The organism is Actinomycetospora sp. 2LY8.5 (assembly GCF_057180585.1).
Genome location: NZ_JBXUHE010000028.1, coordinates 24,050 through 37,745, shown reverse-complemented (window position 1 = coordinate 37,745; position 13,696 = coordinate 24,050). Strand labels below are relative to the sequence as shown.

Genomic DNA, 13,696 nt, shown 5'->3' with positions numbered 1-13,696 from the left:
CGCCGCGGTTCCTCGGTCAGGCGCTCTCGGCGTCGATGACCGTGCGCGTCTCGGCGTACGGCCCCTCTCGGTAGAACTGCCGCGACCACCGCCGGAAGCGGGCGTAGTGCTCCTCCTCGCCGCCCGCGAAGGGTGGGTGCTCGATGTAGCGCTGGTTCTCCCAGATCGCGAAGTCGTTGCGGATCTGGCCCTTCTGGAAATCGAGCATCCGCTTGGCCACTCCGGTGGGTTCCGCGCCCGTGCTGCCGGGCTCACGGTTCGTGGTGATCGTGTCGAACAGTTGCGAGTGCTCCCGGTCCACCGGCGTCGTGGCGGTGAGCTGCGAGGTGATGAAGTCGCCGAGAACGAACCTCGCGTTCGACAGGCCGAGCCCCCAGGCCTCGGTCTCGATCTCCCCGATGACCGGGCCGTTCGGCGTCATCCAGGTCGCCGGCTTGCCGTGACCGAACACGAACTGGATCCGGGTGTGGAGGAAGTGCCCGTCCTCCTTCCACAGCAGGGGCACGCCGGACTGGCCCGCGCCGTGCACCCACATGAAATGGTGGTAGTCAGGGGTGTTCTCCACCGGTGACTGGGGCACGATCTTGCGGACCCCGATGTGGTCCGCCCCGTGGGGATAGACGGGGTAGTAACGCTCCTCGTCGAGGAACTCCGGCACCCCCGGCCATTCCCACCACGGCTCGCGACCGAACGCGTCGTACCAGGTCAGGATCAGTCCGGCGATCTCCCGGACCGGCCACTGACGCAGGCTCACCCGCCGGTACTCGTCCGGCGCGTACGGGATGCGGTCGAGCACACCGTCCGGCCGCCACATCCAGCCGTGGAACGGGCACTCCAGGCAGCCGTCCTTGACCTTGCCCCCGTACCCGAGATGCGCCCCGAGGTGTGCGCAGTACGCGTCCAGCAACGATGCCGTGCCGTCCTCGGTGCGGAACAGCACCAGCTCCTGGTCGAAGTACTTCACCGGTCGGACGTCGCCCGCGGCGAGCTCGGCGCTGAACCCGATCTGGTACCAGCCGGTCGGATGGACCTCGTAGGGCCAGTCCTTCATGTGCGAGTCCCCTCAGCGGATTGAAGCCAACCGTATGGTTGGCTATCGTGCCAAGAGCGCGGCCTCCCGTCAACGACGCGGAGGGAACCCCACGACGGCGCAGGAGGCCGGGAGACCATGCCGGGGATACCGACAGCGGAGACGGGCCGGCGGTCCCGGACGGACCGGCCGGAGCGCGACCTGGTGCTGCTGGGTCGCGACTCGCGGGTGATCGTCCGGCTCTCGCCGGTCGGTCGCGACGATGCGCGTACTGCCCTGCTGGTGTTCCTGTCCTCGGGCGAGACCTACCGGGCCGTCACGCGGTCACCCGAGGAGCTCGGGGTCCCCGCCGTGGGTGGCACGGCCGTGCGCCTGTCGTCGGTCGCCACCCCGGCACCGGTGCCGTCCTGGTCGCACCGTCCCGTTCCCGACTCCCCCGTGGGTCACGTCCCGCTGAACCTGGACCTCGTCGTGGAGCCGGTCGCACGAGGTGACGACGGACGCGGCGGCGACCCGGGCCCGCCCACCGCCGGCCCGGCGATGGTCACGGTGTCGGGCAGCGTGAGCGTCGGCAGCATCGTGCACGGGCTCGCCGGGGCGGGATGGTCGTCCCCGGCGGTGCGCGGCGAGCCGCGGCTGCGCGTCCACGCCGCGTTCGCCGACGGGTCGGGGCTGCTGGCGGCGGCGACGTCGAGCGCGGACGAGACCGAGGTGACCGTCGCCGACCGCGGGCGGGTCCGGACCCGGCCCGGCCGGCCCGTCGTCGAGGCCGGCTCGTCCGGGCCCGTCCGTCGTCTGCGGTGGGCGGGCGGATGGCCCGGACCGGTGCACGGCGAGGTCCGTGACCCGGGGCAGTACGTGTCCGAGTCCCGCCCCGCCGACACCGGCGCCGGGCAGCCCATGGTCTGGACCTGCACGCCCTTCGTCCTCGTCCGGGCCGGGACGTCCGGGCTGGGGCTGGTCGAACGAACGTGCGCGATCGAGCCCAACGCTCCTGACAACGCTCCTGACAAGGCCTGGGGCCCGGATCTGCCGGACCCCTACTGAGCGCTCACCCGAGCGACTCGGCGCCGGACGGGGACCGATCAGAACGGCACGACGCGGCGCAGCCGGCTGACGCGGGCGGGACAGCGGCGCGGCCGGCGCGGGCGTGTCGAAGCCGTGGAGCCGCCGGGCCGGGCAGGCAGCTCGGCCTGCACGCCGGCGCCGGTGACCTGCCCCCGTCCTCGCGCGAGGTCGTCGGGCCCGATGCTCGTACGGCGAACGCCGGGGCCTCGGCGCGACTCACGACGACCCCATCCAGACTCCCGAGATCATGCCACCGTCGACCACGAGCTCGCTGCCGGTACAGAAGGAGCTGTCGTCCGCGGCGAGGAACAGGACCGCCCGGGCGATCTCGTCGGCGGTGCCGGGGCGACCCATCGGGATCTTCGGTACGACGGCGTCCAGGATCCCGCCGCCGTCGGCGAAACCCTCGCCCTCCAGCATCGGCGTGTCGACGACGCCCGGATTGACCACGTTCACGCGGATGCCGCGCCCGACGAGCTCGTGCGCCGCGGCCCGGGTCATCCCGTTGACCGCGAACTTGCTGGCGCTGTAGGCGAACAGGCCGGCCTGGCCGGTCAGGCCGTCGACCGACGACACGTTGACGATGGCCCCGCCCGGGGGCATCACGGCGGCGACCGACCGCATGCCCAGGAACACCCCGATCTGGTTGACGTCGACGACCCGGCGGTAGCGCTCGGTCGTCGTCTCCACGAGCGTCCCCAGCTCGAGCACACCGGCGTTGTTGACCAGGACGTCGAGCGCGCCGAAACGGTCACGGACCTGGGCCACGACCTCGACCCACCGATCCTCGTCCCGGACGTCGAGGCGGGCGAAGAACGCCCGGGCGCCGAGCGCCTCGACCAGTGCCCGGCCCTCGTCCTCGCGCACATCGGTGACCGCCACGTGGGCGCCCTCGTCGACGAAGAGCCTGGCCTCGGCCGCGCCCTGCCCGCGGGCGGCTCCGGTGATCAAGGCGGTGCGCCCGTCGAGCCTACCCATCGTGTGCCACCGGCGACCTGTCGCTGCGCATCGCCACGTCTCCCGCCCCGGTCCTTCCGAAAGCGAATCCGTCGTATCCGTCGGCGACGATCCGGTCGCACTCCTCGGTGTACGTCCCCAGTCCGCCGACGTAGATCGGGAACACGCGCGGCTTCCCCGCCACGTTCGTACCGAGGTAGTACGAGGACGCGGCCCGGGGGAACAAGGTCTGCGCCGCGGCCTCCTGCACGGTCGCGGTCCATCGTTCCTGGGCCGCCGCTGTGGCCTCGACCGTGTCGTACCCCTCCCTGCGCATGTGGGCGATGCACCGGTCCAGCCACTCGACGTGCTGCTCGATCGCCGTGACCATCGTGGCGAGCACCGACGGGCTCCCCGGCCCCGTGACGGTGAACAGGTTCGGGAACCCGGCCACGGCCAGCCCGAGGTAGGTCCGCGGCCCGTCGGCCCACGCGTCGCCCAGCGACACACCGTCCCGCCCACGGATGTCGATCCGCTGCAGGGCCCCCGACATCGCGTCGTAGCCCAACGCGTAGACGATCATGTCGACCCGGTGCTCCGTGCCGTCGCGAAGCCGGATCCCGTCGGCCGTGATGCGGTCCACGGGGTTGGCGGCGACGTCGACGAGGGTGACGTGCTCGCGGTTGAACGTCTCGAAGTACCCGTTGTCGACACAGACCCGCTTGGTCGCGAACGGGTTCTCGCCGGTCGGGCACAGTCGCTCCGCGAGCTCCGGATCGTCGACCTTGTCCCGGATCTCCGGCTGGCCGGGATACCTCTCGGTCCACGTCCACTCCTGGTCGAGCTCCGGGGAGAACGAATAGGAGTAGTCCATGCTCTCGACGTCGCATCGTGCACCGGGATACGCGTTCCAGTACCACGTGCCCCCGATAGCCGGGGCCGCCTCCAGGACGCACACCCGCAGACCCTGTGCACGGAGCCGGTGCAGTGCGTACAGACCAGCGAATCCGGCCCCGACCACGACCGCGTCGCACGTCGCGCAGCGCTTCCCGTCCGGTGGCCGGTCCTCCATGGCGATCACACCTCCTCGTGCGGCAGGAGAACGTCGCCGGCGACCTCAGCGGAACTCGGGGATCACGTGCTCACCGAACAGCTCGACCTGGCGCAACAGCTCGTCGGTCGGCGTGAACCCCTGCTGCGGGGTGCCCATCCAGCCCATCCACTCCGGTTCGACGACCTTCAGGATGTTCTCGATGCCGCGCTTGACGTCGTCGACCGTGCCGCTGATCCCGAGGCTGACCTCCTTCATCCGCTCCCAGGTGTTCTCCTTGGTGGGCAGCGGTTGGTTCGGCCACTTCTCCTCGTCCTCGGGCATCCGGAGCACGACCTGGTAACCGTACTTCTCGTAGTAGGCCTGCCACGGCTTCTCGATGTAGCGCACCGCCATCTCGTCGGCCTTCGACTTGCTGTCGGCGATCGAGAAGAACCGCAGTGTGCCGAGGCCCTCGCCCAGAGCGAGGTTGCGCCCGTGCTTGGCGGACTCGGCCTGAAACAGTTCGGCGGCCTGGAGGTACTTGTCCGGGCGCGGCTGGAACGACCACGGCAGCGCGTCGTTCGCGGCACATTCGACCATCGTCCGGTCGCTCAGCGCGAACGGATACCACAGGGGCGGGTGCGGTTCCTGGTACGGCGACGGCACCACGGAGACCGCCCGGACCTCGTTGTTCTCGTCGAGCTCGCCGTCAGCCCCGTACTGACGCGTCCAGTCGTGCTGCACCCACGGGATCCCGTCGTACGGGTACGGGATGCTGTAATCCAGGACGTCGGAGTGGTAGCGGACCGTGTCCTGGGTCCAGCACATCTTCATGATCTTCAAGACCTCGTTGAAGACCTCGCGGTTCGCCTGATCGTCACGGGATCCGTCACTGGTCGCGCCGTGGGCGTGCCCCAGCTTCTGCGACAACGTCTGCACCCACCGCGTCTGGTAACCGCGCGCGATCCCCAGTGCGAAACGACCCTTCGCCAGCTGATCGGTCATCGCGACCCGCTCGGCGAGCCGGACCGGGTCGTGGGTCGGCAGCACGACGCCGAGGGGCGCGAACGTGATCCGCTCCGTGCGCGGCAGCAGGTCCGTGATGAGACCCAGCGGGTCGGTGGCGTACTCGTAGCCCTCGGAATGGAAGTGGTGCTCGCTGAACATCATCGCGTCGAAACCGACCTGATCGGCCAGCGTCGCGAGCGAGCGAATCTCCTCGAGCGACTCCTGGTACGCCTCACGATCGCGTCCGATCGGCCTCTTCGCGGCTCGGGCCTCGAAACCACCCGTGGAGCTGCCGGTACTGAAGAACGCGAACTTCATCGATCCTCTCCCTTTCGAAACACCGGGTTGATCCGAGCTGACGGCCTGCGGGCCCCGTCAGCTGTTGCGCATGCGCATCCAGGCGAGCGAACGGAGCCGCGCGCCGCCTTCCACCTCGAGGGACACACCGTTGATGTATCCGGCCGCGGGCGAGAGCAGGAACAGCGTCGCGTTGGCGATGTCGACGGCCTCGGCGACCCGACCCAGCGGGTTGGCGTCCCAGGCGGGCCCACCGGTGGCGTCGATGTACTGCTGCGTGCGCGGGGTGCGGGTCCAGTCGGGAAGGACCGCGTTGGCCCGGATACCGCCCGGGCGCATCGCCGCGTTCGACCGCATGTAGCCGTCGATGCCGCTCTTGGCGACCGTGTACCACGGTGCCCCGGCTCCGTAGCGCGGTCCCTGCACCGACGACAGGTAGACCACGGACCGGTCGGGGACGTCGACCGCGTCCAGCCACGCCTCCGTCGGGATCCTCATGCAGTCGAGCGCCAGCGTGACGGCCTCGGTGAAGGGTCTGTCGACGAAGCTGGGTGGACCGGCGACGGCCGCGAGCAGCCGGACCGGCCCGAGGGCGTCGACGGTCTGTCGCCAGGCGTCCCCGACGGCCTCCGGGTCGGCAGCGTCGACGCCCACACCGATCGCGCGGCCCCCGGTCTCCCCGATCCGCGCCGCACACTTGGCGGCCGCGTCGCCGTCGAGGTCCCAGGTCGCGACCGCCAGTCCGACGTCGGCCGCACGCAGTGCGACCGCCTCGCCGATGCCGCTGCCCGCTCCGGTCACCACGACCGGCTGGCCCGGCTCGAAGCCCAGGAAGTCACTCATCGCTGATCGTCCCTCCGTCCGGGGATCTCGACCCGGGTCGTCTCGATGGCGCCCGTCGACCGGCCCTGATGGAACCGCTCGAGGGTCGTGCGGGCGGTGGCGCAGAACAGCGTCCGACCGTCGTCGCCGCCGAGGGCGACCGTGACCGCCCAGCGTCCCGGCGTCGGGACGGTCTCGAGGATCTCCCCGCCGTCGGCCACCCGCACGAACTCCTCGGCGAAGGGACACCCCGCCCAGACCGCGCCCTGCGAGTCCAGGCAGATCCCGTCGGGAGCGCGCTCGGCGAGGTCGGCGAACACCCGGCGCTCGCCCAGCGAGCCGTCGTCGTGGATCGGGAAGGCCGTCAGCCGGTTGGCGAAGGTCTCGGCCACGACCAGTGTCCGCCCGTCGTCGGTCACGGCCATCCCGTTCGGGAAGCTCAACCCCTCCGCGACGACCTGGACCTTCCCGTCCTCGGTCACCAGCCCGACCGCGGTGGGGCGCAAAGCGTCCCCGCCCTCGTAGGAGGGGTCGTAGCCGAAGGAGCCGAAGTAGGCACGGCCTCGGGCGTCGACGATCAGGTCGTTGATCGGACCGATGCAGGCGTGGCCGACGTCGGCGTGCAGGCCGGCGTGCTCGGCTCCGAGCCGGACGACGAGGCGGTCGGTCATCGAGGCGGCGACCGGCGTGCCGTCGGGCAGGAAGCCGAGACCGGAAGGCTGCCCGGGGACGTAGGCCCGGTCGGTGAGCGTTCCGTCCGGCGCGACGCTGGCCACGCGGCGCGTGACGAAGTCGGAGAACCACAGCTCTCCCGCATGCCAGCGGATGCCCTCCGGAAAGCCGAGGCCTCCCACCAGCTCGGTCAGGTCGGTCACGAGATCTCGGTCCTTCCGCGGCGACGGGTCGGTCGGGAGTCCTGAACGGGTCATCAGGGCCGTGCCGCGCCCTCGATCGGCACGTAGAAGTCGACGGAGAGATCCGGGGAGAGCGCCTCGGACAACGGCATGCGGCCCTCGTCGAGCGCCGCCTTCATGTTCGCGGCGACCGTCTCGAGATCCTCGGTGTCCACCTCGTAGATCGCCAGATAGCGGAACGGGGAGGCGCTGGAGCCGGCCATCGGACGGACGTCGCTGAGGGCGTAGCGGGTGGCCGCCGCGAAACCGTCGACGGCCACCACGTCGTCCAGATGCTCCTCGGAGTACCAGCGGTTGTACTCGTCGTCCTGCTCCGGCGTGGTGGGGTTGGTCCCGACCACCAGAAGCGCCTTCGGCATGGCACAGCCTCCGTTGCCCGCGCGATCAGTTAATCATTTAAAAGATGGCAGTCGTTCAACGGCGACGTCAAGAGGCCGGGCCGGTCGAGCGCCGGTCGGACCGGCCGACCACGAGCCCGCGGCGGGTCAGGTCGACGGTGGCCTCGGTGTGGGCACGCGCCCGCAGCCGGTGCTTGAGCACCCGCCCCACGGCGTTGACCGGCAGCTCGTCGAGGACCTCGAGATACCGCGGAACGGCGAAGTACGGCAGCTCCGCGCGGAAGAACTCGAACAGGTCCTCCGGTGTGACCCGGGCTCCGGGCTCGAGGACCAGGCACACCTTGATGTCGTCCTCGCCCAGATCCCCGGCGACGGCGTGCACCGCGACGTCCCGGACCGCGGGGTGGGTCCGCACGGCTCGCTCGAGCTCGAGGGACGAGACGTTCTCCCCGCGCCGTCGCAGCGAGTCCTTCACCCGGTCGACGAAGACCAGGGAGCCGTCCTCGACGAACCGCCCGAGATCTCCGGTGTGGTGCCAGAGGTTGCGCCAGCGCTCCAACGTCTCGCTCGGGCGCCGCCAGTAGCCGGAGAACATCGAGTACGGCTCGCGGGCCCGCACGACGATCTCCCCCGCCTCACCGGGCGGCAGCACGCGGTCGTACTGGTCCACCACGGCGACGTCGAGCCACGACATCGGCCGGCCGCCACCACGGAGGTTGCGGGGGTACCGGGTCCCGTTCATCGTCGCCGGCAGGACCTCGGTCTGGCCGTACCCCTCGCTCATCACCCGGACCCCGAAGCGCTCCTCGAAGCGCACCACGTCGTCGCCGACCAGGGGGAAGAACACCGCGTGGTCGAGGGTGTGGTCCCGGTCGTCGTCGCGGGGCGGGGTGGCCAGCAGGGCCAGGGCCATGGCCCCGACCCCGTAGATCTGGGTGGCGCCGATCGCACGGGCCCGATCGAGGAGCGTCCCGGCCCGGAACTCAGGCTCGAAGCAGACCCGGCCACCGGCGACCAGAGCGTCCATCAGCCCGGCGATGGCGGCGCCGTGGTAGAGCGGCAGCGGGCACAGCGAGACGTCGTGCGGGACGAACCAGCCGTGCTCCAGGTGGCCGGCGGTCATCCCCACCAGGTAACCGCTGCTGATCATGCATCCCTTGGGCAGACCGGTGGTGCCCGAGGTGTAGAGGATGCAGGCCAGGTCGTCGGGGGATCCGCGCCGCGCCCGCTGACCCGGATCGGGATCGGTGAACAGGTCGGCGAAGGTCGGAGCCTGGTCCGGTCCCGGGTCGAGCGCCACGACCGGCCGGCCCGCGAGGGCGGGGTCGGCGTCCGCGATCGCACGGACCGCGGGCAGGCCGTCGGCGTCGGCGATCACGACCGCCGGGTCCCCGTCGCACAGCTGGTGGCGCAGGAACTCGCCGCGCAGGTAGATGTTGAGGGGCACGTGCACGGCGCCGAGCAGGACACAGGCGAACAGCAGCTCGACCGCCTCGGGACGGTTGCCCATCACCGAGGCGACCCGGTCGCCCTCGCCCACCCCGAGCCCGCGCAGGCCGGCAGCCAGCCGCTCGGCCCGCTCGGCGACCTCGGCGCAGGTGAACCACTCCCCGCCGCACGAGAACAGCAACCGGTCCGGATTCTCCCGGGCCCTCAGGCGCAGCAGCGCGGCCGCCCCGCCGGCCGCGGGGAGGTCCGCCGTGGTCGGGGTGGCCGACCGCCCCGTCATGTCGGCCCCGTCATGTCGGCCCCGTCATGTCGTGACCACCAGGTTGTTCCAGGGGTCGACCGTGGCGCGCTGACCGTCGCGGAGGGCGAGCGTGGTGTCCGGGAACTCCACGATCGCCCGCCCGTCGACGACGGACCCGACGGTGAGCTCGGGACCGGAGTACAGCGGGGTCCGGACCGGTTCGGTCCCGCGCTCGTACCAGATCACGTCACGCTCCCCCACGGCCCGCGCCGTGGTCGGCGGTGCGCTCGTCACGACCGGAAGCCCGGCATGCGCGGTCGCCGCGGACGCCGTCACCCGCATCGAGGTGATCACGAAACCGGCGTCGGGATACCCGCTGTCGGGGCCGAAACGATGCCGGTACTCACGCTCGAAGGCGGCGACGAGCTCCTCGGGCTCCACCCGCACCCCGGGCGTCCGGGGCACCGGCACCAGCAGATGGTTGACCTGCAGGGCGTAGCGCATCTCGACGTGGCGTGTGTAGACCGGTCCGGCCGCCCGCACCTCCGCCGGGAGCTCGGCGGAGAGCTCGTTCTCGATCGAGGTCCACTCCCGGTCGAGCTCGGCGGCGTCGAACGGCGAGGACATCAGCGCCGGGCGGTCCCGGACCACGACCGCGTCCGCGGAGGCGACGCCGAACGCCGACCACCCCGCGGCGAGCTCGCTCAACGGCACCACCACCGTGCCGATACCGAGATCGCGGGCGACCGCGGGACAGTGCGTCGCCCCGGCTCCGCCGTAGGCATACATCCGGCAGCGTCGTGGGTCGTACCCCTGATGGACGCTGGCACGCCGGATCGCGTCGGCCATGTGGCCGTCGAGGATGCGCGCGGCGGCGGCCGCGGTCTGCTCGGCGGTGAAGCCCAGCGGCGCGCCGGCTCGGGCGAGCGCCGCGCGGGCCGCGTCGACGTCGAGCTCGAGCCCCCCGCCGAGGAAGCGTTTCGGGTCGAGCAGGCCCAGCACGAGGTCGGCGTCGGTGATCGTGGCCTCCCGCCCCCCACGGGCGTAGGCGGCCGGCCCGGGAACCGCACCGGCGCTGCGCGGCCCGACCCGCAGGCTGCGGGTCTCGGTGTCGAACGCGACGATGCTGCCCCCGCCCGCCCCGACGGACCGGACGTCGAGGGTCGGGACGAAGTACTCGAAGGGACCGTGGCGCGTCGTCGACCGGGTCACCGGGCGGCCGTCGCGGATCACCCCGACGTCGAAGGTCGTCCCGCCCATGTCCGCGGTGATCACGTCGACCGGCTCGCCTCCCGCGAGCTCTCCCGCGAGCCGCCCGGCGCCGATGAGCCCGGCGACCGGCCCCGAGTCGATGGTCAACAGCGGCCGTCGGCGGGCCGTGTCCACGTCGACGAGGCCACCGGCGCAGGTCATGATCGCCAGCCGTCCGTTGTACCCCGCGGCGGCCAGTCGGGACTCGAGCTCGCTGAGGTAGCCCGAGGTCTCCGGACCGATCATCGCGTTGATGACCGTGGCCACGGTCCGCTGGTACTCGCCCGGACGCGGCACGAGGTCCGAGCTCACCGAGACGAACGCCTCCGGGGCCTCCTCCGCCACGAGCCGCGCCAGCCGCTGCTCGTGGCGGGGGTCGACGGTCGACCAGAGCAGGGCGATCGCGAAGCTCTGCACCCCGTCCCGGATCATCGATCGCACGGTCCTCCGGCACGCGTCGTCGTCCATGTCGACCACGACGGTGCCGTCGGCGGCGATCCGCTCGTCGACCTCGCGCACGAGGTGACGCGGCACCAACGGCTCGGGCTTGGTGTGCCCGGCCAACCGGGCGATGGTCTGCGGGTCGGCCTCCGCCATCCGGTGTCCGGCCTGCATGAACCCGAGGGTGTCGGCGTGCCCGGCCGTGCAGAGCAGACCGGTGAGCGGCGTCCGCCGCTCGACCAGCGCATTGGTCCCGACCGTGCACCCGTGCAGCACGGCCTCGCTGCGGGCCAGCAGCTCGGGGCCGTCCAGCCCGATCCGCTGCGCCGCCGCGGCGACCGCGTCGAGGAAACCTTCCTGGAAGCCGGGCGGGGTGGAGGGAGCCTTGCCGATGACGAGCCGCCCGGAGGGGTCGAGCACCACGCAGTCGGTGAAGGTCCCGCCGACGTCGACGCCGACCACGAAACCCCCGTCGATGGTTCCGGGGGACGTCACGACAGCACCGCCTCGGCCAGCACCGGCTCGCCGGCCCGGGCGATCTCGGTGGTCATCAGGGTCTGGCACCCCGGGCAGCAGTAGCGCCGGAAGACCATCTCCTCGTCGAGGAACACCCGCGGATCGCCGTTGCCCGGCACCGTGTCCAGGCCGGACTCGTCGATCAGCAGGCCGAGCTTGGGGTCGGCCCCCCGGTCGGACAGAACCGTGTCGCACCGAGCGCAGGCCACCACGCGCCGGCCCTCGTCGTCGCGCTCGTGCAGGTACTCGTGCACGACGCCCGGCGGCGCGCCGGAGACCGGTGTCGCCGGTCGGTCCGGTGGCGCGCCGAAACGCGCGACGACCGGATCCCAGCCCGCCCGCTCCGCGCGGATCGCCGCCCGACGTGCCTCGGTTCCCGCGTCGTCCACCCGCCCGGACCCGTCGAGGACGACGCCGTGGACCTCCGGCGCCGCTCCCGCGGAGAGCCGGCCGTCGGCCACGTCGGCGGCGACGCGCTCCGGCTCGCGCTCGAGCGGGTCGCCGTACCCGCCGCCTCCGCCGACGACCAGACGCAGCACGTCGCCCTCGCGCAGCGGCGTGCCGTTGGACTTGCCACGCAGGCGGGTCCGCACCTCGCACGTGAGCTCGTCGACGCTGCGCGGCATCCGGCCGCGCGCCCACCGGTCCGCGACGTCGGTGCCGGCCAGCACCTGGTAGTGCGCGGTCGGTGCGGGATAACCGCCGAACAGGCCCATCGCCTGGTTCGTCGAGATCGACTGCCCGGCGGCGTTGGTGATGATCTCGATCGCGGCCGCGCGGAAGGGGGTGATCGCGACGTCCATGCCCACGCCGCCGCGGTGGCGGCCCGCCCCACCGGTGTCAGGCGCCTCGCGGCGGTGCAGGAGCAGGATCGGGTAGAACTGCTCGCTGTCCTCGACATTCGGCATGCGGATGAGCGGAATGGACGAGGACCCGCAGGTCGACACGCCGTCGGAGTGCGCGCGCGCCGCCCCGCCGAACCCGCACGCCTCGACCAGGGCGGTGCCGAACGCCCGCCCGTGCGCGTCCGCGCCGGCGATCACGGTCAGCGGGGTGTCCGGGCCGGAGGTCGTCAGGTCCTCGCGCAGCTCGTCGTCGCAGACCATCAGGCGACCGAAGACGTTGCGGAGCCGCTCGTAGGAGCTGCTGATGTTGAGCACACCGCCGCTCACGGCCGCCGGGTAGTCGCAGCACGTCAGCTTCCCGGGCCACGGGCGGAAGTCGATCTGACGCTCGGCGCCGCCGATGGAGAACGTGTGCTCGTGGAGCAGTGTCTGGGCGATGACGCCGAGCGTGATGCCCACGAAGTTCATGTAGGTGAAGCCGTTCGGCCCCGCCATCTGGTCGTCGGTGCCGGCGTTGTCGATGACGAGCCGGGACCCGCGCTTCTCGACGTTGACCTGGACGCGGTGCGTCGTGCGGTCACCGGGCAGGTTCTCGTCGAAGTAGAGCACGTCGCTGCGGACCCCGTCGGGCACCCGCTCGAGCTTGCGGACGAACGCGGCCTGGGCGTTGTCGAGGATGCGTCGCATGGCGGCCTTCACCGTCGCCGCGCCGAACTCGTCACAGGCCTCGCGCAGCCGCGCGGCGGCGAACCGGCATCCCGCGAGCTGCGCCCGCAGGTCGAGCGCCACCATGTCGGGCATGCGCGACTGGCGCCGGTACATCTCCTCCAGATCGGTGCGCAGGACTCCCCCCTCGACCACCTTGAACGGGCGGAACATCACCGGATCGCTGTACACGTCGGGGGCGTTCTGCGGCCAGCCTCCGGGGACGATCCCGCCGAGGTCGTACTGCTGGGCCGCGTTGGACACCCAGGCGAAGAGCCGACCCTCGACGAACACCGGCATCGCGATGCAGACGTCCATCTGGTGGGACGCGCCGATCCAGGGGTCGCTGGCCAGGAACGCATCACCGTCGGCGATCCCGGGCCGTTCCCCGAAGTGCTCCATCACGTAGCGCACGACCAGCGGCGCACCCGCGTTGAGGTACTGGATGAACGGCGCGCTCATCACGATCTCGCCGTCCTCGGCGAGCAGGGACATGTTGAAGTCCTGCGCCTGGAAGATCGGTGAGCCGGACATGCGGGTGAGGGTGTCGCCGTGCCCGATGTTGATCGTCCAGAGCCGGCTGCGGAGGACCTCGAAGGTGACGGGGTCGAGGTCCTCGTCGGTCTCGGTGGCGAGCGGCAGCGTCGCCGCGATCCGGTCCCGCCAGCCCGGCGCGGGCCGGTAGCTGTGCACCCGTCCGTCCCACCGGATCGCGTCGTAGGGATCGGGCGGGGACGCCGTGCGCTGCTCCATCGAGACTCCCGGTTCGGCGCCGCCGGCGCAGGTCCCGGCGACACGGTGA

At 71.7% G+C, this 13,696-nt stretch carries 11 protein-coding genes; 1 reads left to right on the top strand and 10 read right to left on the bottom strand.

The genetic code is table 11. From position 1 onward, the window contains the following. Positions 1-16: 16 nt before the first annotated feature. Complete coding sequence (locus tag AC2A1K_RS24610; protein ID WP_483898970.1) at positions 17-1,051, bottom strand: aromatic ring-hydroxylating oxygenase subunit alpha; 1,035 nt, start codon at positions 1,049-1,051, stop codon at positions 17-19. Between the two features lie 183 nt (positions 1,052-1,234). On the opposite strand from AC2A1K_RS24610, the gene AC2A1K_RS24605 reads away from it, so the two are divergent. Beyond that, on the top strand, positions 1,235-2,077 hold the full coding sequence (locus tag AC2A1K_RS24605) for a hypothetical protein (protein ID WP_483898969.1): 843 nt from the start codon (positions 1,235-1,237) through the stop codon (positions 2,075-2,077). Between the two features lie 237 nt (positions 2,078-2,314). Here AC2A1K_RS24605 and AC2A1K_RS24600 read toward each other — a convergent pair whose 3' ends face one another. The 9 genes from AC2A1K_RS24600 to AC2A1K_RS24560 all read right to left on the bottom strand — a co-directional run bounded on the left by AC2A1K_RS24600 (position 2,315) and on the right by AC2A1K_RS24560 (position 13,647). Next, positions 2,315-3,076, bottom strand: a complete 762-nt coding sequence (locus AC2A1K_RS24600; protein ID WP_483898968.1) for an SDR family NAD(P)-dependent oxidoreductase — start codon at positions 3,074-3,076, stop codon at positions 2,315-2,317. Then, positions 3,069-4,106 carry a flavin-containing monooxygenase gene (locus tag AC2A1K_RS24595; RefSeq protein ID WP_483899023.1) on the bottom strand — a complete coding sequence of 346 codons (1,038 nt, stop codon included), beginning with the start codon at positions 4,104-4,106 and terminating at the stop codon, positions 3,069-3,071. The genes AC2A1K_RS24600 and AC2A1K_RS24595 overlap by 8 nt, the downstream gene beginning before the upstream one ends. 45 nt (positions 4,107-4,151) lie before the next feature. Next, positions 4,152-5,393 (bottom strand): LLM class flavin-dependent oxidoreductase, encoded by a 1,242-nt coding sequence (locus AC2A1K_RS24590; protein WP_483898967.1) that lies wholly within the window; start codon positions 5,391-5,393, stop codon positions 4,152-4,154. Positions 5,394-5,450: 57 nt separating this feature from the next. Further along, positions 5,451-6,215 (bottom strand): SDR family NAD(P)-dependent oxidoreductase, encoded by a 765-nt coding sequence (locus AC2A1K_RS24585; RefSeq protein ID WP_483898966.1) that lies wholly within the window; start codon positions 6,213-6,215, stop codon positions 5,451-5,453. Further along, the gene (locus AC2A1K_RS24580; protein ID WP_483898965.1) at positions 6,212-7,069 is read right to left on the bottom strand and encodes an SMP-30/gluconolactonase/LRE family protein; all 858 of its coding nucleotides are present in this window, start codon (positions 7,067-7,069) and stop codon (positions 6,212-6,214) included. The genes AC2A1K_RS24585 and AC2A1K_RS24580 overlap by 4 nt, the downstream gene beginning before the upstream one ends. Before the next feature lie 53 nt (positions 7,070-7,122). Continuing rightward, positions 7,123-7,467, bottom strand: coding sequence for a hypothetical protein (locus tag AC2A1K_RS24575; RefSeq protein WP_483898964.1), 345 nt, complete (start codon positions 7,465-7,467; stop codon positions 7,123-7,125). 67 nt (positions 7,468-7,534) lie between these two features. Beyond that, the gene (locus AC2A1K_RS24570; protein WP_483898963.1) at positions 7,535-9,175 is read right to left on the bottom strand and encodes an AMP-binding protein; all 1,641 of its coding nucleotides are present in this window, start codon (positions 9,173-9,175) and stop codon (positions 7,535-7,537) included. A 24-nt stretch (positions 9,176-9,199) separates the two neighbouring features. Further along, complete coding sequence (locus AC2A1K_RS24565; RefSeq protein WP_483898962.1) at positions 9,200-11,323, bottom strand: hydantoinase/oxoprolinase family protein; 2,124 nt, start codon at positions 11,321-11,323, stop codon at positions 9,200-9,202. Next, positions 11,320-13,647 carry a hydantoinase B/oxoprolinase family protein gene (locus AC2A1K_RS24560; RefSeq protein ID WP_483898961.1) on the bottom strand — a complete coding sequence of 776 codons (2,328 nt, stop codon included), beginning with the start codon at positions 13,645-13,647 and terminating at the stop codon, positions 11,320-11,322. The genes AC2A1K_RS24565 and AC2A1K_RS24560 overlap by 4 nt, the downstream gene beginning before the upstream one ends. Between the last annotated feature and the right edge of the window lie 49 nt (positions 13,648-13,696).